Here is a 19,730-nt window from a genome sequence, read left to right on the forward strand (position 1 = left end):
TTAAAAGCTTTTTAGTAACCGAAAACTTCCTGCAAAGTTAAAAATTTCACGGTGCCATATTGTTCAAGCACTTTCATGTCGAGACCATCTTTTTTTCCAAGTACTAAAATGGTTTTTGGTTTATTTTTAATGTTCTGTTCCTGGAATTTTTTCACATCTTCGTAAGTGTAATTCTGAACTTTTTCAAAAATATCTTTACGAATATCTGTTTTGTTACCGAGATCTTCTGCTTCGAGGTAGTTGAAAATAATATCGGCTTTGGTAATACGTTGTGTGCGCATTTCCTGGAGAATCATGTCTTTGGCAGAGGAGAAAGAGCCTTCAGCTTTAGGCATTTCATTTAATAAATCGTTCAGACCTTTCATAGCTTCGCCCAGTTTATCTGCCTGGGAGCCTATATACGAAAGATTATAATATTTTTTACTCAGTTTATTAGGTTGATTGTAACGCGAGTAAGTAGAATAGGCGAGGGCTTTAGACTCCCTGAGATCCTGGAATAATACGCTGCTCATACCTCCACCAAAATAGCCATTGTAAAGATAGATTACAGGAGCGTCGTTACGGGAATAATCCATGCCATTTGAAAGCATTATAATTTCTGCCTGTTTCATATCGTAATCAACAACGTAAACCGTATTCTCAAGTTTTTTTTCAGTGAACACAATGGCTGCAGGCGCAGGCAACAATGCTGCCGGAGTTTTGTGATAAAGATTTAACTGGTCTTTTACACCGGTTGCTTCTTCTGGACCATAATAAAGCACTCTGTGCTGGTATTTTGTAAGGGATAGTATGGCAGATTTAATATCGGCGGTTGAGATTTTGTTTAATTCAGCATCTGTGTAGACATTTGAAAAAGGATTCAAACTTCCATAGCGCGCGTAATTGGTCATTCCGCGATTCAGAATTAAACGTTTCTGAAGTTTATTGTCATTACGTTCTTTAATAACGTCAGCTAAAAGGTTTTTTAAAACAGGTTCTTCAACAACTGGTTCAGAAAGAACTTTTTCAAAAAGTTGAACAGCTTTTTCAAAATTATCGCTAAGGCCGGAGAGGCTGATCCAGATATTTTCGTTATCGCAAAATACATTAAAAGAACAGCCGTACTTGTACAGTTCTTCTTTTATTTGCGCGGCGGTCATGCCATTGGTAGAGAGATATGGGATATATTTGACAGCAATAGGAAATAGTTTATTACTGTTGCTGCCAAAATCAAATTTGTAATACAGTTCGAATAAATTATTTTCTACATTTTTATTGTAAAGCATTGGAATGTTAGACTTAAGCGAAAGCCTGGTAATGTCTTTTTCGTAGTCTATGAATTTAGGTTCAATTCCTTTAGGAACAGTTTTCTCAAGATTTTTTACAAAGGGCGAGGCGTTATCGCGGTCTAATGTAACGGGAGTAATGATTGGTTTTTCAACTTTTACAATACTTTTGTCTTCGCCCGTTCTTTTGTAAGCTACGGCGTAATTGCTACCTGAAAAATTGTTTTTTACAAATTCAATAAGTTCTTGCTTCGTTATTTTTGAAATTCTGTCTAAGGCATTTACAGAGGTTTGCCATTTAAGATCATTCACAAAAGAATTCATCATAGCATCGGCGCGCGAATTATTATTTTCTAATGCTTTAGTTCTTTTAAGCCTGAGATCTGTAACCACAGCGCTAATCAGCCAATCAGGAAATTCGCCTTTTTTGATGAGTTCAAGTTGTTGAAGAATCAAAGATTCCACTTCTTCCAGACTTTGACCTTCCTTTGGTTCACCATTAAAATAAAAAAAACTGTAATCTTTTAATGGATAATAGAAGTTACTGCTGTTTAAAACCTTTTGAGCCTGGTTTAAATTAAGATCCATTAATCCTGCTGTGCCGTTGAAAAGAACACCCGCCAGTAAAGTACACATATCAGCGTCTTTTGAGCCATCGCCTGCAAAGCGCCACGCCATGTTCACGCTGGCCGGATTAGGGCCAAGAATTTCTTTCACGACTTTTTGAGTAATAGGTTTTTCCGGTTGAAAAGTATATACCGGAACTGCTCTCACAGGAAAAGAACCAAAATGTTTTTGAATGTCAAGAATTACTTTGTCGGGATCAAAATCACCACTCATAATGATGGCCATATTATTTGGCACATAGTATTTATTGTAATATTTGTTGATTTCAAGCATAGAAGGGTTTTTCAAATGCTCAATCGTGCCAATGGTGGTTTGCGTTCCGTAAGTATGATTCTCGAAAAGTCCGGCAAATAAAGCTTCCCAGATTTTGTTATCATCGTTATCAATGCCGCGATTTTTTTCCTCGTAAACTGCTTCTAGCTCTGTATGAAATAAGCGTAAAACAGGTTTACGAAAACGCTCTGCTTCAATCTTCAGCCAGTTGTCTATCTGATTGGAGGGAATGTCATTCACGTAAACAGTTTGATCAAACGAAGTAAAAGCATTTGTGCCGTCAGCGCCTATAGTTGCAAGCATTTTATCATATTCATTGGCAATGGAATATTTTGCAGCAACACCGCTTATACTGTCAATTTTATGATAGATACGCTTTCTTTGTTCTTCATCTTTGTTTTTACGATATACTTCATAGAGCATTTCTATTTTTTTTATCTCGGCATTTTCTTTCTTGAAATCTTTGGTACCATAAACATCGGTGCCTTTAAAAACCATGTGTTCGAGATAGTGCGCGAGCCCTGTAGCGTTGGCCGGATCGTTTTTGCTACCGGCTTTCACGGCTATGTAAGTTTGAATGCGTGGTGCATTCTTGTAAACCGAGAGATATACTTTCATTCCGTTTTGGAGCGTGTAAATTCTCGCGTTTAAAGGATCGTTAGCCGACGATTCATATTTCAGAGCTCCGGCTGAAACTGGAGCTTGTGAAACAGTGGTTTTTGTTTGAGCTACTGTATTAAGAGCGAATGCGCTAAGCGCGGCAAAAAGAATGCATCTATTCTTCAACATAATCGGGGATAAAAATTAATAGTCTATTTCTAAATCAAAACGTTTTTTTAGTTCCAGCAGAGCTGGATTTTTCTCAGACATAGCTTTGAAGACATCTACAGGCTTATAAGCTTTTGTTTGAGCTTCTGCAGTAGAAAGTTGTATGTCGAGTTGTATTAAATTATTTTGTAAATGTTTGCGAATGGCATCTACAAAGTCTTGCTTCACTACGAGTAACTGTTCTTTTTGAGTTTCATTTCCTATTACCAGGTTAATTGTGTTATTGGCAAAGTTTACAGTAGCTGTGTTAAGAATTGTAGCAAGCTGACGAGAACCCTGTTTTTGTTTTTCGTCTGCGTAAAATTTTATCGCCGCTTTTACTTCGTCGGCACTTACTTCTTTGTTGGCAAATTTTATTTCTGGAGCTTCTACGCCCGGAGAATTGCCTGCTTGATTAAGGCTCTGGTAATTTTTCACTTCCTGTAAACTAAAGGAAGCTTTCATTTTTAATTGGTCAAAACTAACGCTGGGTTTGCTTGCGAATTTTATTTCAGGCTCTTGCAGCGCGGTAACTTTGGTGGTTGAAGTTGGTTGCGTTTTGGCCGGAGCGCTGTTGTTTTCTTCAAAGTCTTCTAATTCATCCTTTTTTTTTTCCGCATCAGGCGATGCGGTTAAAAAAGTGAGCTGCATAAGCGCCATTTCTACAAGCAGGCGCTGGTTTTTAGCGCTTTTATAGTTAACGTCTGTTTTGCTAATCAGGGCTAATGCCTTTAATAAAAAAGTCAGACTGCAGGATTGTGATTGGGTGGCATAGCGTTGTTTCAAACTCTCGCTTATTTCCATTAAAGAGATAGTCTGAGGGTCCTTACTTACCATGAGATTACGTAAGTGTTCCCCAAGTCCTAATAAAAAGTTATGTCCATCAAATCCTTTTTTCAAAATATCGTCAAAGGTGAGCATAACTTCGGGCAAACCTTGTACTAAAAAGGCATCAGTAATTTTAAAATAATAATCGTAATCGAGAACGTTTAAGTTTTCTACAACTTGTTTATAAGTGAGGTGATTGCCTGTAAAGGCCACCATCTGGTCAAATATAGAACAGGCATCCCGCAAACCGCCATCGGCTTTTTGTGCAATAACATGAAGTGCTTCTTCTTCAAAAGAGACATTTTCATTTTTTGCCATGAAGGCTAAATGCCCACTGATATCGTCTGTTTTGATCCTATTAAAATTAAAAACCTGGCAACGCGAAAGTATCGTTGGAATAATCTTGTGTTTTTCGGTAGTTGCTAAAATAAATTTCGCGTGTTTAGGCGGCTCTTCAAGTGTTTTTAGAAAAGCGTTGAAAGCCGCGGTACTTAACATGTGCACCTCGTCAATCACATAAACTTTATACTCCCCGAGTTGTGGCGCAAAACGTACCTGATCTACAAGGTTACGTATGTCATCCACGGAATTATTGCTGGCGGCGTCGAGCTCGTAAACATTTAAAGAAGCGCCCGAATTAAATGAAACGCAGGATTCGCAAGTGTCGCAAGCCTCTCCGTCTTTTGAAATATTGGTGCAGTTAATTGTTTTTGCAAAAATACGCGCACAGGTTGTTTTCCCTACACCTCTGGGCCCGCAGAACAGATAGGCCTGGGCAAGATGTTTGGTAATTATGGCATTTTTTAAAGTATTGGTAATGTGACTTTGCCCAACCACTGTATTAAAGTGTTGTGGCCTGTACTTACGCGCTGATACTATGAAATTGTCCATTTTGTGAACTTTAAAAATACGTTTAATGCTTAGGTTTAAGAAAAATAGTTGTGCCTAAAAAAGGTTAAATTATTAACTGTATGTTTATAAATTTATTGGAGAAACCTAATTTTAGAGAATTGAAAATTTCGGGGGTTATAGCGCTGTATTTATGTCTTCTGGCAAATCTTGCGGATGCACAGCAAATAATAAGGGGAACTGTGTTTGAGGGAGATAGCTCCAGCATAATGCCTTTTGTTTATATCATCAATAAAAGCTCGGGAAATGGCACTATGAGTGATAATGATGGAAGGTTTACCCTGGCTACAAATCCGGGTGATACGCTGCTTTGTTCGTATGTTGGCTTTCTTAAACTCTATATTCCTGTAAAAGATCTTCAAAAAAATGAGAAGGGTGAAGTGAAAATCTTCATGAGCCAGATGGCTATAAACCTGGGTATGGTAAATATCACAACTTTCCGGTATCAGCCCTACGAGAGGGAATACATGAATGATATTATCGATAAAAGCCGGATCAAAGCTATTAATTATGCCAGCAGCCCTATTACAGCGCTTTATATGCGCTACAGCAAAGAGGGAAAACAGATTCAGAAATTAGCGCAGATTTTTGACAACCTTTTAATGGAGGAAGAAGTGCAGCGGAGATTAAGCAGAGAGATTCTTGTGAGATTGACGGGCGATAAAGATGTTGACTATTACGCTTTTAGAAAATATTGCTATTACGTGAGTGATTATTTTATTGTGACGCACGAGGGCTTCGATCTTTATTCAAAAGTAATGGATTGCTATAAACAGTTTAAAGCTGATCGCGGGGGCTATCGTTTGCGTGAAGAGGGTGTTTCGCCTGAGAAGAAAAAGGAAACTGCTCGTCCGAATGCTGCTAATCCCGATGGAAACTGGAAAAAGAGGGAAGAGGTTAAGCCTCAGGAGTAGTTTTTTGAGACAACAGATGGTTTTACCACTAAGGCACTGAGTTCACAAGAAGCACTGCGGGATAGATGATTTTTACCACCAAGACACGGAGTTCACAAGAAGCACTGAGGCAGTAGTCAATAGATTATTTTTACCACTAAGACACTGAGTTCACAAGAGGCACTTAGGGTATAGTCAATAGATGATTTTTACCACCAAGACACGGAGTTCACAAGAGGCACTGAGGCAATAGATGATTTTTACCACCAGGACACGGAGTTCACAAGAGGCACGGAGGGTGGAGTCAATAGATTATTTTTACCACTAAGACACTGAGTTAACAAGAGGCACTGAGGGTAGAGTCAATAGATTATTTTTACCACTAAGCCACGGAGTTCACACGAGGCACTGTGGGTATAGTCAATAGGTGGTTTTACCACTAAGACACGGAGTTCACAAGAAGCACTGAGGCAGTAGTCAATAGATTATTTTTAGCACTAAGACACTGAGTTCACAAGAGGCACTGAGGCAATAGATGATTTTTACCATTAAGACACTGAGTTCACTAGAGGCACTTAGGGTATAGTGCATAGTTGATTAGTATTAGTTTATAAGTTTAGGTAGTTTTAACTAACGTTTATTCTATGAATACAGAAATTTTAGAGGGCATTAAAAAGCAATTTGAATATTACAAATTACTTGGGGAAAAAACATTTGACCAGATCTCCGAAGAAAAATTATTTTACAAATACAATGAAGACAGTAATAGTATTGCCGTTATTGTAAAACATCTTCATGGGAATATGCTCAGTCGCTGGACAGATTTTTTAACGAGTGATGGTGAAAAAGAATGGCGAGACAGAGATGGGGAATTTGAAGAGAGTATGAAAACAAAAAAAGAGCTTCTTAAACTCTGGAACGAAGGATGGGTTTGTTTATTTAAAGCTTTGGAGGACTTAAAAGAAGAAGATTTCTTAAAGACTATCTACATTCGCCACCAGGGACACTCCGTAATGGAAGCCATTATACGTCAATTGGCTCACTATCCCTATCACGTAGGGCAAATTATTTTTATAGGTAAAATGCTTGCGGAAGATCAGTGGCAATCTTTATCGATTGCAAAGAATACTTCCAAAGACTACAATGCCGAAAAATTTTCAAAAGAAAAACATACTGAGCATTTCACAGATGAAATTTTAAAAAAGGACAAAAAGTAATTCAATAATTTTTCTCGTCGAGGAGTTCTTTCCATTTTCCTGATTCCGCAAATTCTTTGATCATTTGATTTCTTTCAGTAAGAAATTTTTTCAGGTAGTTTGTAAGAACTAGTTTATTGAAAATCTTTCCGAAAATTCCTAAGGGTGATGCGTATTCAAAGCGGTCGGTCATAATCACAAAACCTTTTTTATCTTCAAAAAAATGATCGTGTGTAAATTTTTTAAATGCTCCTTTAACTTGCTCGTCCCTAAAATGGTGTGGCCTTTCGTATCTGCTTATGACGGATGTTAGCTTTTGGCGGATTCCGAAATGAGTCGCTTGCCAGGTAACTGTTTCGTTAAGTTGGATAATTCCTTTTGTTACGCCGGCAATGGCTTTTTCGTTTGTTCTACTTGTAGAGAGCTGATGCAACTCAATACTGGCAGAAAGATCAAAACAGATTTCAGCTGTTGAATGTATGTGGGTTACTATTTCGATGACTGGCATAACTAATGAATTTTTTCACGATACAAAAATTTTTCCTGGGTACTTCCAAATGGCCTGTATACATAATAAACAAAGCCGTCTTTGATCTTTATTTTTTCCGCGCTGTGATGTTGAAGTTTATAGGTGAGTACTTCTTTTCCAGTTTGATGGTTTATTTGTTTCAAATAATGATGCCCGTCTTTACTAAAAAAAGCGTAAACTTTATTTTCAGGTTCATCAACAAAGAGTTGCTTTTTCCATTCGCGCCAGTTTTTTGGATGGTGATAATTTATTTTGACACTATCAATGAGTTTGTTTTGTTTATCGTAGTGGTATAAGAAATCATTGTGATGATTAAAAATACAAATGGTATCGCGTATTATAAAAAGTGGGGCATACAAAGGTTCGTAAAACATGCTATTGGTAAAACCGCTCATTAAAGCAGCCATAATGTGTTTGTCGGTCTTATAATAATCGGCCATTCGTCTCGCTTCCAGTCTGGCTGCGGTTGGCAGATAATAGTATTCGAAATTATAAAGTTTCATCAGATCCTCGTTCGTAATATTATTAAGAACATGACTTACTGTATCATTTGCTTTTAAGTAATAGTAATTGAAAGACGGGTATTTGTCCCATTGATTGCTGTAATACATGTTTTCCCGAAGTGTATCGGCAATTGGTTTTACATAGCGTTCAAACTCTGTGCGCGGCACGCCGCCAACGATCAGGTCATTGTTAAAAACATCGAGTCTGAAAATTGAATCCTTGCACATCAGTTCAGTGTAGCCCTGATAATCGTGAAAAAAATTCTTTGCAATGCCTGAACCTTTGGGCAGTTTAAAATAGGAAAAAATCTTACCCTGGTAATTTGATAATTGTAATTGCGCTTTATCGAGGGAAGTTTCGGAAGTCAATAAAATCAACTTGTCTTCATAAAAATCAAAATCATATACACTGTAGTTAGGCTTGCCTACCAAAGTTTCAGGAACTTGTTTAGCGAAGATGGGGACAGTATCGAGAGGAAACGCCTTTACCGCCAAATAGAAAACAAAATCAACTGTGTCCTGGTTTTCTCGTTTAAGATCCTTCAGCAAAGTAGTATACCCGTAATGCGATATAGTTAGTTTGTAGATTTCTTTTGGAGGGAGGCGCAAGCTAAACTCGCCCCGTGTATTAGTTGGTGCGGTAAAGGGAGAGCCCGACAATCTCACCGTTGCACCTTGCAGGGCTTCTTTTGAGTTTTCGTCTTTTACACTTCCTCGCAAAAGAATATCTTGATTTTGAGAGTAGACCGTATTCAAAAGTAGAATCAGAAAAGCTATGTAAAAAAATTTACCCATTTCTTATAAGACACATAAAGACAAAAATTCCATAAACTCGTTAACGCAGTTTATTTAAATTGAATGAAAGTCCTGCCTGAACGATAGATCTTGTTAGCCCTGCCTCGAGGTACAAACCAAAAACCCCCTCCGCCAAATATCTAAGGCCGGCCGTGAGTTCTGTCTCTTTTACAAAACCACTCGAAAGTTCTTTCATATTAGTTTTACTCTTGTTCCCCACTATTCTTAAACCTGCGCCGGCTCCAAGATAAAAATCAATTTTTTTCCCATAAAGGAAATGGTAATTAACTCTTATGTTAGTTGTGTAAACCTCATAATCTATCGTTTTTTTTACCAGGACGGGTTGATTACCATTACTTGCATTGTAAGAATAATCATATCTCATGTTGTTGTAATTTAGAGCTGCACCTATGCCAAAACGTTTTGAAACATGAAATTCAAGTTTTAGGTAAAGCGGATTAGAGGCTTTTATGGATGAAATTGTATAATCGCGAGCTGCTTTTAAATCGGCAAACCTTTCGATGTCTGTATTTTGCGTGCCCACTCCAATAGAGAGAATTCTTGAATTGTATCTCCAACCTGTTTTGATTTGTGGCAAAGAATCGGAGTTAGTGGCGGACCGGGAATAGAGAAAAAATGATAAATAAAAATTAAAAATTAAAAAAAAAGTGACTCGGTTCAAATGCATAAGTCTCTAAAATTTTTGATTCCAGATATCCCAGTTTTTTTCTGCCTGTAGGTGTAACATACTTAAACCGTTTACAACAATAGAACCACGTTCTTTTGCCTGTTTTAAAAAAGAGGTCTGTTCTGGATTATAAACCAGGTCATAAGCTAAATGCTGTGGAGTTAAAAACTGGTAAGGTATCGCGGGACTTTCATCTATATTTGGAAAAGTTCCAACCGGACTAGCGTTTACCACAAGCTTAAATGCATTCATAACCAGTTCATTTATTTCGGAATAGAAAAAGGTATTAGCGGTTTTTTTTGTTGAAGCAGAAGTCACGAAATAAATTTCAACACCCACTTTCTTTAAGGCGTATGCCACAGCTTTACTCGCACCGCCCGTTCCCAAAATAAGAGCACGCTGATGATTGGTGTCGAGAAAGGGTTTTATACTTTGCGAAAAACCATACACATCGGTGTTGTAACCAATAAATTTCCCGTTTACATGATGAATACAATTAACTGCGCCAATCTCTTTCGCTTCGGCACTGAGTTCATCTAAAAAAGGTATAATTGTCTCTTTGTAAGGGATGGTTACATTTAAACCTACCAGGTTTTTGTTATCCTCTAAAACTTTCTTAAGCCCCTCAATAGTTGGTATTTCAAACGTATCATAAACATGATCAGTAAGATTTAATTCCTTAAATTTTTTTTCGAAATACGATTTGGAAAAAGAGTGCGAAAGTGATTTACCTATAATGCCGAAATGACTCATATACTTTAATTAAATTCCGGCTTGCCGGTTTCTTACTTTTTAAACTTGCTTTTTAAGGCCGCCAGAGCACTATTCATGTCATTCGGATCGTATTGTTCTTCTTTAACCATAACTTTTGGTTTAGATGCCTTTACATTTTGCGTTTCACCTTTCATGGTTAATGCAATACGTTTACGTTTAGCGTCTACCTCGGTTACATTTACCCAAACCTGCTGCCCAACTTTTACAATCTTATTTGGATCGTCTACAAATTCGTCAGCCAATTGAGAAATATGCACTAGGCCATCCTGGTGAACGCCAATATCTACAAAGGCTCCAAAGTTAGTTACGTTCGTCACAATTCCAGGAAGACGCATGCCTTCGCGTAGATCTTTTATTTCGTGAACGTTTTCATCGAAGCTAAAAATCTCAAAACCTTTACGCGGATCACGTCCAGGCTTTTCCAACTCATTAAAAATATCTTTTAAAGTCGGAAGTCCGATTGTATCCGTTACATAATCTGTTAATTTAATTTTTTTGCGAATGTCTTTGTCTCCGATTAAATCGTCGATGCTGCAGTTTTGATCTGCCGCCATTTTTTCAACGATATGGTAGCTTTCAGGATGTACAGAACTTTTATCTAAAGGATGAATGCCGTTACGAATTCTTAAAAATCCGGCACACTGTTCAAATACCTTTTCTCCCATACGTGGAACTTCCATCAAACTTTTGCGGGATTTAAAAGCTCCTTTTTCATTTCTGTATTCTACAATATTTTGTGCCAGTACGGGCCCAATTCCTGCTACATAAGACAGCAGTTGTTTTGAAGCCGTATTTAATTCCACACCTACCATATTCACACAACTTCCAACAACTTCGTCTAATTTATTTTTAAGAAGCGTTTGATCCACATCGTGTTGATACTGACCAACACCAATAGATTTAGGATCTACTTTTACCAGCTCTGCTAAGGGATCTGCAAGACGACGTCCGATTGAAACGGCGCCGCGAACAGTAACGTCTTTATCTGGAAACTCTTCACGCGCTACGTCTGAGGCAGAATATACCGACGCACCTGCTTCACTCACAACAATAACAGGAATAGATTTAGGAAGCACATCAATGTTGCGCACAAATTGTTCGGTTTCGCGGGAAGCCGTTCCATTGCCAATAGCAATGGCTTCCACATCATGACGCTGGCAAAAAGCAAGTAAGATCATTTCCGCTTCTGTAGTTCTGCGTTGGGGTTCGTGCGGATAAATTACCGTCTCTTCCAGGAGTTTTCCTTCTTTGTTTAAGGCTACGAGTTTACATCCTGATCTAAAACCAGGATCTAAAGCAAGAATGGTTTTTTCACCGAGTGGAGAAGCCAGCAATAATTCTCTTAAGTTATCTGCGAATACAACAATAGCTTTTACATCGGCCTGTTGTTTTGTAAGAAGTCGCATTTCCGCTTCAATGCTCGGTTGCAAGAGACGTTTGTATCCTTCTTCAATTGCCTCTTTTATCTGAGCTGCACTTTCTCCACGGGAAGTGATCATTTTGCGTTCGATCAATTCTTTAGCTTCATCGTTATCAACGGTGATATCAAGAATCAAAATGTCTTCCTTTTCGCCGCGGCGCATAGCCAGTAAACGATGAGAGGGGCAGTTCATTAATTTCTCTTCCCACTCAAAATAATCTTCAAATTTTTCACCTTCTTCTTCTTTGCCTTTAATGACACGGCTTTTAATAGTAGCTGATTTTTTGAAGAGCTCACGCATACTTTCACGTATCAAAGCATCTTCGCTCATAATTTCCGCTATGATGTCACGCGCGCCCTGCAGGGCATCCATAACAGAAGGCACTTCCCTGTCGACAGAAATAAATTTTTCAGCTTCGTCAAAAACAGAATTATTTGTTTGCTCTAAAATGAAGTGAGCAAGCGGTTCTAGTCCTTTTTCTTTAGCAATGGTGGCTTTGGTGCGACGTCTGGGTTTATAAGGTAAATAAAGATCTTCCAGCTTGCTAAGCGTTTCAGCAGCCATGATCTTCTCTTTTAATTCTTCTGTTAATTTATTTTGAGAATCGATTGATTTTAAAATGGAATCGCGGCGTTGTTCGAGCTGACGAAGGCGTTCGATTTCATCGCGAATTTGGGCGATCTGAACTTCGTCTAAGCTGCCGGTAACCTCTTTGCGATAACGCGAGATAAAAGGAACAGTAGCTCCTTCATCTAAAAGATTTACGGTGGCCGTTACGTCGCGGGAATTTAAATTTAATAAGTCTGCAATTTTAAAATGGAGGCGTGCTTCGTTTATCATTTGGTAGTAGTAGTGATTTTTCTTAAAAATAACCGGATTTAGCGGTTCTCAAAAGTTGTTTTTTCAACAAAATGAAAAAACTATTGAACGTTGAAAGGTAGTAGTAGCAAGTGATTGCATCCTAGGCGATTACAGGGATGCATAGAATTTGTTGTCAATGTAGAAAAGAAAAAAACTGAAGAAGTTTGCATTCTTCAGTTTTAATACGATTAAGCGTTTAAGCTTGTGCAGTGGGTCCGCCGAAATTCATTGGAAATCCACCGTCAAGATCTTTGATTTTTCCGTTGATCTGTTCGAATTTTTGTAAGTTCTCAGCAAGGGCTTTTACTAAACGTTTGGCGTGCTGAGGTGTTAAAAGAATGCGTGATTTTACGCGTGCCTTAGGAACTCCTGGCATTATTTTAATAAAGTCTACTACAAACTCACTTTGAGAGTGTGTAATAATGGCCAGGTTGGAATAAATTCCTTCTGCAATTTCTTCGCTTAATTCAATGTCTAAATGTGGTTGTGTTTGTTGATTGTCTTCCATTTCAATTTCTTGTTACGAGTTATTTATTTCGTCTACCGGTTTCGCCCCAGATAACCTGTATTAGTTAATTTAATTAGTACTATAAAAATGCCGCCATTTCTTTGGCTATTTTTTCCGCTTCTTCTCCTGCTTTTTCAGCAAAGTTTTTTCCGGTTGAAGCGTAGATGATTCCGCGGCTTGAGTTTACCAGCAAGCCTACATCTGAATTTAAACCGTATTTGCAAACATCCTGCAAACTTCCACCCTGCGCACCAACGCCGGGAATTAATAGAAAGTGTTTCGGAACTATTTTGCGGATATCCTCCAATAATTTTGCTTTGGTAGCTCCTATTACAAACATCATATTATTTTCATTTCCCCATTGCGCTGAGGTTTCGATCACGTGCATGTAAAAATCTTTTCCTTCCACTTTTATTTGCTGGAAATCTGCTGAGCCTTCGTTACTTGTAAGTCCTAATACAATTGTCCATTTGCCTTCGAATTGTAAAAAAGGTTTCACTGAATCACTGCCCATATATGGCGCAACTGTTATTGCATCTGCATTTAAACGTTTAAAAAATGCGCGGGCATACATGGCGCTTGTATTTCCAATGTCACCTCGCTTTGCGTCGGCAATTAAAAAATGATCCGGATAATTTGTTTTAATGTAGCGAATTGTTTTTTCGAGACTCCCGATTCCACTTAATCCATAAGCTTCGTAAAATGCTGAATTCGGTTTAAAAGAAACACAATAAGGTGCTGTAGCATCGATTATGGCTTTATTAAATTCGTAAATGGGATCACCTTCTTCTTCTAATAAATGTTTTGGTAATTTTTCCGTATCTGGATCCAAACCGACACATAAAAAATTTTTCTTAGTTCTTATCTGATTTATTAATTCGTCTCTTGTCATTTTTTATCCCGCAATTTTATATAAACAATTTTCAATTAAATATTCTATGCTCTTAGTGTAATCTTTAGTAAATTCTTTGCGTACTCGGTTTGCTATGATCACACAAATGGTCAGGCATTCATGTCCAAGTAATTTTCCCAAGCCATAGAGCGCTGATGTTTCCATTTCAAAGTTAGTAATTTGCAGGTTTTGATAGGTAAAAGTATTCAGCAAATTATTAAGGTCGGGCTTAGAAGTTTTTAATCGGATCTCTCTGCCTTGTGGACCATAGAATCCAGGAGCAGTAGCCGTGATGCCTTTAAAAATGTCGTTTTCGCTAAACTTGTGCATTAACTTTTCACTTGCTGCCACGCAGTAGGGGTAAGGAAGATTTTGCGGCCACGATGTATGTTCTATAAATGCTTTTGAGATTTTAGTTTCATTTATTTTATGCCAGTCAGCATAAAAAGTCAAAAGTCCGTCCAAACCAATGCCATGAGTACTCGCTACCAAATTATTTACAGGAATGTTTTCCTGCAAAGCGCCGCAGGTTCCCAACCTGTACAAATTCAGATGTCGTAAGGTTGGATTCAGTTCTCTGGTTTCGAGATTAATATTTACTGCTGCATCGAGTTCATTTAAAACAATGTCGATATTATCTGTGCCAATGCCGGTGCTTATTACGGTGATGCGTTTGCCGTTAAAAAAACCCGTATGAGTAATAAATTCTCTGTTAGCTGTTTTAAGATCCAGGCGTTGGAAATATTTCGAAATTTCCCCGACACGGTTTTGATCGCCTACCAGTATCACATCATCTGCGATATCCTCATTCTTTAAATTAAGATGATAGACCCGGTTTTGGTCAGTGAGAATTAACTCTGTTTCGGCGAAGGGTGACATGCTATTTTGCACTAAATTATTGAAAATCCATAAACTAAAAAACCCTTCTTCCGGTGAGGAAGAAGGGTTTTCGAAATTTATAGTGAGAATTCTTAGTTTACTAAACCAGTAAATCCTGAATCTGCACGTAATTTAATGAACTCAACATCGTCTTTAGCATAAGCTTTTAACGCATTGTCTTTTTCGATAGCTGATTTTAAATTACTGATCACTTCAGCAGTGTTAGCTTGACGAGCAGCAGCCACAGCTTTTAAATAATAGCTGTAAGCAGTTTCTTTTTCGTTGCTTGCGTCAATTGTTTCTTTCACAGAACCAGCACTACCGCTTAATAATTGCGCTAAAGCTTTGTTGTGACCATTGTAGCTTCCAAAATCAGAAACAGCATCAGAATATTTTCCGTCGCGAACTTCGATAATACCCATGTTGTATTTTGTTTCTGCAGCAGAACCTGCTTTTTTGTAAAGTTCCATTGCAGCAACACGATTACCGTTTTTAGATTCAATAATACCTAAGTTGTTTATTACAGCTGGTTGAGAAGCACTTGCTTTTTCAGCACGTTTAAATGCTTCACCTGCTTCAGCAACTTTGTTTTGCATTAAAAGAATCGCACCATAGTTGTTTGAAGTTCTCCAGTCAGTACCGTATTTTGTTTCAGCAGCTTTGTAAATCTGAGCTTGTGTGTTGATGTCGGTAGTTAAAGTAGCAGCATATAAAAGCTCTTCTACAGATAAACTATCAGGAGCAGAAACAGCAAGGGAAGAAATTTGAGCATCTGTACGTGAATTTTTATCAACGTTAACTGTCAATTCAGCACGACGTAATTTTGGTAAAATCTTATCAGCTAATTCCGTGTAGGTTTTAGAAAGATTTTTAATTTCTTTACGACGTTGATCAGGATCAGAATACATAGAAAGAACACGTAAAACTAAGTCTTTATCAGCCATTGAAGATTGTTCAACTTCGCTTTTGAAACCTGGCCAGTCTTCCATTGTAGTACCAACTTTGTATTGTTCTTTTGATTTACCAAAAGTTACAGTTTTGTCTTTGTTTTTTTGAAATTCTTTCATCACTGCTGCAGAACCTGAGTTAGCACGGTCTTTAGCTAAATTTTCGTTTTTATCTGTTTCACCATCCGGAGAAGCATAAGCAGAAACGCTGATACCTTTGAATGCGTAAAAAGGATTACTTAAATTGTTTTTAATGAAAGCGTTAATGTTTTTCATTTCTTCTGTATTCATTTCAGAAGGACGAACAACCGACTGGTTGATTACATAATAAATATGTGTAGTTTGATTTACGGGATACACTTTTACAAAAGCGTCTTTTGCCATAATCGGTTTCTCGTCGTTACGAACTAATAAAGAAGTAGCCATAGTTCCGTCTGCCAGTTCTACACCGTTAAACTTTTTGGTTTTTTTCTTTACCGAACCTTCGCCGCGTAATTCTACTTTAGCATTGCGCATACCTGGCTCAAAAGCAAACTTCTCAGAAGTATAGCTGAAAGAACCACCTGTTTTATAAGCTATTTTTTGCCCCGCTGCTGTTGCTTTTTCTCCAACAAGAACAACTGGTTTAAGTGCTTTTTCTCCGCCTGCATATTTTACCACAGGAGTAAGAGTTAATGTTACCTTTTTCTGGAATAATTTTGGGCTAAATTTCCCGCTAACACTAAACTGCACGCTATCTGCATGCATTTCAATAGGGTTAGGCGTAACCGTATATTGAATGTCCTTTTGTTTTTTAATCATTTTTCCAAGTCCATCGCAACTTGTTAAAATTACTGCGACCGATAACCCGGCACTAAGTGTTCTTAGGATATTTTTATTCATAATTTTGAGATTATCGACAAAAGTAAAAAAATATTTAACATAAAAGAATCTTGGATTTTTAAAATGTTAAAATTTATAGCTATTATAAGTCTAATTTTAACAAGTTAGGGTAGATTTTAGACTAAAGTTAAAAATCGTCGACGAAGCGTAATTAAAAATTTTGTAAGTAAGATTGTCAAATATATGCTAAATTCGCAGTTTTTTGGGGACTACAGCGAGTAATATTTTGGCCAATTCAGACACGTATTCGAAATTTTCGGGTTTTTTAAAGCTTACAAAATTTGGTTTGGGTGGTTTAGTCGTTTTTTCGGCAGTTATCACATATTTTACAATTGCTGAAACTATTCAGTGGATGCAGATTTTGGCCTTGGGTTTGGGAGGATTTTTAGTGACTTCAGCCGCCAACGGATTTAATCAAATCATTGAAAAAGACCTTGACAAGCTAATGGATAGAACCAAGGCACGTCCTATGCCTACTGAAGTTCTTACGGTAAACGAAGCTTTTATATTTTGCAGTATTTCAGGAATTATCGGAACTATTTTATTATGGGTGTTCACCAATCCACTTTGCGGGATACTTGGTTTTGTAAGCATTCTTTTATATGCAGTAGTTTACACGCCATTAAAACGTAAAACACCCTTTGCGGTTTTTGTCGGTGCATTTCCAGGAGCCTTACCAACACTGATAGGCGGCGTTGCTTCCAGCAGCGGTTTTGGAGAAATAAGTTTTTTCGCGATGTTGCTGTTTCTGATCCAGTTTGTGTGGCAGTTCCCTCATTTTTGGGCATTAGCGTGGGTATACAACGACGACTATGCAAAAGCAGATTTTCATTTATTGCCATCCACCGGGGGGAAAGATGAGTTTACAAAATTCCAGATCTTACTTTATTCCGTATTTTTATTAATGATGAGTATTTTACCTTTCGTATTTCATTTTGTTGGCCTGATAAGTACTCTTGCCTGCGTGATTTGTGGGTTTGCGCTGTTGTTGCAGGCTTACAATTTTTATAGAGTTCCCACAACCGAACACGCCAGAAAATTATTTTTTGTTACACTTATATATTTACCATTGGTGCAAATTGCATTAATGACCAAAGCTTAATACTTAAAACCTTGGAAGCAATTAAAACAGATAAAATTTCAGCAAAAGTTAATCCGCACAAAGCGGAACTTAAGTCGGCACAGCGCAAAGCCGCTAAACCCCTATTGTATATTGGAATTGTAAGTATAGTCATGCTTTTTGCGGGCTTAACGAGTGCTTATGTAGTTAGGGCCGATAACGGCAACTGGCTTGTTTTTCATTTGCCAGCGATCTCTATTATCAGTACCGTTATTATAGTCACGAGTAGTTTAACCATGTATCTTGCTCAGAGGGCGATCAAACAAGACAAGCATACACTGACAAGTCTTTTTTTATTTCTAACTTTAGGATTGGGGATCGCATTCTTTTTCACTCAAATTGAGGCTTGGAAACAGTTAACAGCCCAGGGAATTTATTTTGTAGGAAAATACGCAAACGCTTCCGGGTCATTTCTTTATTTGATAGCGTTGGTGCATCTTGCGCACATGGTAGGCGGACTTATCGCGCTGGCAGTATCACTAACAAAATCATTGTTGAAAAAATATTCTTCGGCTAACAGCCTTGGAATAGAGCTCACCGCAATCTATTGGCATTTTCTTGATCTGTTATGGATATATTTGTTTTTGTTTTTATATAATTATCGCTAATATTGCATCTGAAAATTTAACTTTTTATGGCTCATTCAGTAGAAATTGATTCAAAGGCAGCATGGGACGGAGGCAGATCGCCTTTTAACCTTAGTTACGGAAAAATATTCATGTGGTTTTTCCTTGTATCCGATGCTTTAACTTTTGGAGGTTTATTAATATCTTATGGTTTTATCCGTCACAAGTATGCTGACATTTGGCCAAAAGCAGAACATGTATTTACTCACTTTCCGTTTGTGGAAGCGCATATTCCTTTGGCTTATGTGGGGTTAATGACTTTTATTCTCATTATGTCTTCTGTTACCATGGTACTAGCTGTTGAAGCTGGTCACCGTATGGACAGGAAAGGTGTTATTACCTGGATGTTCTGGACCATTGTTGGTGGTGCGGCTTTCGTTGGCTCACAGGCATGGGAGTGGTATCACTTCATTATCGGTACAGATACTGGTGCTTTACGCAGCGTGTTTAATACAGATCCTGCAGTTTATTCTTATGTGAAGGAAACAGTTCATGGAGCTAACATGACGGTGAACGAATATGGTGTTCCGCAATTTGCAAATTACTTCTTCTTTATTACTGGTTTTCACGGAACTCACGTATTTAGTGGGGTAGTATTAAATTTCATTATTTTCTTAAACGTTATTAAAGGAACTTACGAACGCAGAGGTCATTACGAAATGGTTGAAAAGGTTGGTCTTTACTGGCACTTTGTAGATCTTGTATGGGTATTTGTATTTACTTTCTTTTACCTGTTATAGGTTAAGATACACGTTAAACGTTTTAAGCAAAAGAATTGTTCAATAAAAAAAATTAAAAAGTATGTCAGAGTTTCACGATCATTATTCAAATTACGAAGTGATGGCCAATCACGGCGAGGAAGAAGGAAAAGCAACCCGTAAAATTTTATGGAGAGTTTTCTGGGTGATGTTAGCTATTACTATTTTCGAATTAGTTGTTGGGTTTCTTGCTCCTGAAAAAGGCTGGAGTGGCACCTGGTGGTTAAAAACTTTATTTATAGGTTTAACTATTGCTAAAGCTGCAGCCATCGTTTTATGGTTTATGCACTTAAAACATGAAGTGAAATTTTTTAAATGGGCTATCCTTTCTCCGTATATCGTATTTATGTTTTACACGATTTTTATCGTGTTAACAGAAGGTACCTATTCAGGATCATCAGGACACCATACACGCGTTGACAAAATTTTTGTAGAGCAGCAAGCTGCATTAAACAGCGGACATCATGCTGGTGGAGCTGCTCATGATGCAGGTGCTGAACACGGATCAGAAGGTCATGGCGCTGAAGAGCATCACTAGTCTTTAAAATATCTTTAAAAACGAAAGCCATCTGAAAAGGTGGCTTTTTTTAGTTATGCTCGATTAAGATCTTTGGTGAAGGCCGTGTTTTCTTTTCCTTAAATTAATTGGATGCGTTTCCCTTTGTTTTCAGAAGTGCCGCATTAAATCGCTTACCAACCTATTGATTTTACTCAAATTTGAAGAATGGTGGTTAAGTAGTCGACTTTTT

General features: G+C 37.7%; 17 protein-coding genes. 6 read left to right on the forward strand and 11 right to left on the reverse strand.

Annotated elements, in window-relative coordinates; genetic code table 11:
* Positions 1-11 precede the first annotated feature (11 nt).
* Both CNR22_15780 and CNR22_15785 read right to left on the reverse strand, forming a co-directional pair.
* On the reverse strand, positions 12-2,954 hold the full coding sequence (locus tag CNR22_15780) for a peptidase M16 (protein PBQ33172.1): 2,943 nt from the start codon (positions 2,952-2,954) through the stop codon (positions 12-14).
* Between the two features lie 15 nt (positions 2,955-2,969).
* Positions 2,970-4,691, reverse strand: coding sequence for a DNA polymerase III subunit gamma/tau (locus CNR22_15785; GenBank protein PBQ33173.1), 1,722 nt, complete (start codon positions 4,689-4,691; stop codon positions 2,970-2,972).
* A gap of 80 nt (positions 4,692-4,771) precedes the next feature.
* Here CNR22_15785 and CNR22_15790 point away from each other — a divergent pair, with 80 nt between their 5' ends.
* Both CNR22_15790 and CNR22_15795 read left to right on the forward strand, forming a co-directional pair.
* Positions 4,772-5,623, forward strand: coding sequence for a hypothetical protein (locus CNR22_15790; protein PBQ33174.1), 852 nt, complete (start codon positions 4,772-4,774; stop codon positions 5,621-5,623).
* Positions 5,624-6,246: 623 nt separating this feature from the next.
* The gene (locus tag CNR22_15795) at positions 6,247-6,819 is read left to right on the forward strand and encodes a hypothetical protein (protein PBQ33175.1); all 573 of its coding nucleotides are present in this window, start codon (positions 6,247-6,249) and stop codon (positions 6,817-6,819) included.
* 1 nt (position 6,820) lies between these two features.
* On the opposite strand, the gene CNR22_15800 is transcribed toward CNR22_15795, so the two are convergent.
* From CNR22_15800 to CNR22_15840, 9 genes are all read right to left on the reverse strand, one after another.
* Entirely contained in the window at positions 6,821-7,306 is a 486-nt protein-coding gene (locus CNR22_15800; GenBank protein ID PBQ33176.1) for a cell division protein, read from the reverse strand.
* A 2-nt stretch (positions 7,307-7,308) separates the two neighbouring features.
* Positions 7,309-8,625, reverse strand: coding sequence for a hypothetical protein (locus tag CNR22_15805; protein PBQ33177.1), 1,317 nt, complete (start codon positions 8,623-8,625; stop codon positions 7,309-7,311).
* 40 nt (positions 8,626-8,665) lie between these two features.
* Positions 8,666-9,313, reverse strand: coding sequence for a hypothetical protein (locus CNR22_15810; GenBank protein PBQ33178.1), 648 nt, complete (start codon positions 9,311-9,313; stop codon positions 8,666-8,668).
* Between the two features lie 6 nt (positions 9,314-9,319).
* Positions 9,320-10,066 (reverse strand): shikimate dehydrogenase, encoded by a 747-nt coding sequence (gene aroE, locus CNR22_15815; GenBank protein ID PBQ33179.1) that lies wholly within the window; start codon positions 10,064-10,066, stop codon positions 9,320-9,322.
* A gap of 32 nt (positions 10,067-10,098) precedes the next feature.
* On the reverse strand, positions 10,099-12,348 hold the full coding sequence (locus CNR22_15820) for an RNA-binding transcriptional accessory protein (GenBank protein PBQ33180.1): 2,250 nt from the start codon (positions 12,346-12,348) through the stop codon (positions 10,099-10,101).
* Between the two features lie 217 nt (positions 12,349-12,565).
* On the reverse strand, positions 12,566-12,877 hold the full coding sequence (locus CNR22_15825) for a hypothetical protein (GenBank protein PBQ33181.1): 312 nt from the start codon (positions 12,875-12,877) through the stop codon (positions 12,566-12,568).
* A gap of 79 nt (positions 12,878-12,956) precedes the next feature.
* The gene (gene pyrF / locus CNR22_15830; GenBank protein PBQ33182.1) at positions 12,957-13,769 is read right to left on the reverse strand and encodes an orotidine-5'-phosphate decarboxylase; all 813 of its coding nucleotides are present in this window, start codon (positions 13,767-13,769) and stop codon (positions 12,957-12,959) included.
* A gap of 3 nt (positions 13,770-13,772) precedes the next feature.
* The gene (locus CNR22_15835) at positions 13,773-14,648 is read right to left on the reverse strand and encodes a phosphorylase (GenBank protein PBQ33183.1); all 876 of its coding nucleotides are present in this window, start codon (positions 14,646-14,648) and stop codon (positions 13,773-13,775) included.
* Between the two features lie 92 nt (positions 14,649-14,740).
* Positions 14,741-16,477, reverse strand: coding sequence for a hypothetical protein (locus CNR22_15840; protein ID PBQ33184.1), 1,737 nt, complete (start codon positions 16,475-16,477; stop codon positions 14,741-14,743).
* A gap of 190 nt (positions 16,478-16,667) precedes the next feature.
* Here CNR22_15840 and cyoE point away from each other — a divergent pair, with 190 nt between their 5' ends.
* The 4 genes from cyoE to CNR22_15860 all read left to right on the forward strand — a co-directional run bounded on the left by cyoE (position 16,668) and on the right by CNR22_15860 (position 19,519).
* Positions 16,668-17,579, forward strand: a complete 912-nt coding sequence (cyoE, locus tag CNR22_15845) for a protoheme IX farnesyltransferase (GenBank protein PBQ33185.1) — start codon at positions 16,668-16,670, stop codon at positions 17,577-17,579.
* 11 nt (positions 17,580-17,590) lie between these two features.
* A complete protein-coding gene (locus CNR22_15850; protein ID PBQ33186.1) occupies positions 17,591-18,205 on the forward strand; it encodes a cytochrome oxidase subunit III in 615 nt (204 codons plus the stop codon).
* Between the two features lie 26 nt (positions 18,206-18,231).
* The gene (locus CNR22_15855) at positions 18,232-18,963 is read left to right on the forward strand and encodes a cytochrome oxidase subunit III (protein PBQ33187.1); all 732 of its coding nucleotides are present in this window, start codon (positions 18,232-18,234) and stop codon (positions 18,961-18,963) included.
* A 61-nt stretch (positions 18,964-19,024) separates the two neighbouring features.
* Positions 19,025-19,519 carry a hypothetical protein gene (locus CNR22_15860; protein ID PBQ33188.1) on the forward strand — a complete coding sequence of 165 codons (495 nt, stop codon included), beginning with the start codon at positions 19,025-19,027 and terminating at the stop codon, positions 19,517-19,519.
* The last annotated feature ends 211 nt before the right edge of the window (positions 19,520-19,730 follow it).

It is taken from the genome of Sphingobacteriaceae bacterium, assembly GCA_002319075.1.
In the GTDB taxonomy this organism is placed as follows: domain Bacteria; phylum Bacteroidota; class Bacteroidia; order B-17B0; family Aurantibacillaceae; genus Aurantibacillus.

What these genes read in the sequence shown, in the direction of transcription:
- CNR22_15780 (PBQ33172.1), bottom strand. Translation starts at nt 2,954, where the DNA reads ATGTTGAAGAATAGATGCATTCTTTTTGCCGCGCTTAGCGCATTCGCT.
- CNR22_15785 (PBQ33173.1), bottom strand. Translation starts at nt 4,691, where the DNA reads ATGGACAATTTCATAGTATCAGCGCGTAAGTACAGGCCACAACACTTT.
- CNR22_15790 (PBQ33174.1), top strand. Translation starts at nt 4,772, where the DNA reads ATGTTTATAAATTTATTGGAGAAACCTAATTTTAGAGAATTGAAAATT.
- CNR22_15795 (PBQ33175.1), top strand. Translation starts at nt 6,247, where the DNA reads ATGAATACAGAAATTTTAGAGGGCATTAAAAAGCAATTTGAATATTAC.
- CNR22_15800 (PBQ33176.1), bottom strand. Translation starts at nt 7,306, where the DNA reads ATGCCAGTCATCGAAATAGTAACCCACATACATTCAACAGCTGAAATC.
- CNR22_15805 (PBQ33177.1), bottom strand. Translation starts at nt 8,625, where the DNA reads ATGGGTAAATTTTTTTACATAGCTTTTCTGATTCTACTTTTGAATACG.
- CNR22_15810 (PBQ33178.1), bottom strand. Translation starts at nt 9,313, where the DNA reads ATGCATTTGAACCGAGTCACTTTTTTTTTAATTTTTAATTTTTATTTA.
- aroE (PBQ33179.1), bottom strand. Translation starts at nt 10,066, where the DNA reads ATGAGTCATTTCGGCATTATAGGTAAATCACTTTCGCACTCTTTTTCC.
- CNR22_15820 (PBQ33180.1), bottom strand. Translation starts at nt 12,348, where the DNA reads ATGATAAACGAAGCACGCCTCCATTTTAAAATTGCAGACTTATTAAAT.
- CNR22_15825 (PBQ33181.1), bottom strand. Translation starts at nt 12,877, where the DNA reads ATGGAAGACAATCAACAAACACAACCACATTTAGACATTGAATTAAGC.
- pyrF (PBQ33182.1), bottom strand. Translation starts at nt 13,769, where the DNA reads ATGACAAGAGACGAATTAATAAATCAGATAAGAACTAAGAAAAATTTT.
- CNR22_15835 (PBQ33183.1), bottom strand. Translation starts at nt 14,648, where the DNA reads ATGTCACCCTTCGCCGAAACAGAGTTAATTCTCACTGACCAAAACCGG.
- CNR22_15840 (PBQ33184.1), bottom strand. Translation starts at nt 16,477, where the DNA reads ATGAATAAAAATATCCTAAGAACACTTAGTGCCGGGTTATCGGTCGCA.
- CNR22_15855 (PBQ33187.1), top strand. Translation starts at nt 18,232, where the DNA reads ATGGCTCATTCAGTAGAAATTGATTCAAAGGCAGCATGGGACGGAGGC.
- CNR22_15860 (PBQ33188.1), top strand. Translation starts at nt 19,025, where the DNA reads ATGTCAGAGTTTCACGATCATTATTCAAATTACGAAGTGATGGCCAAT.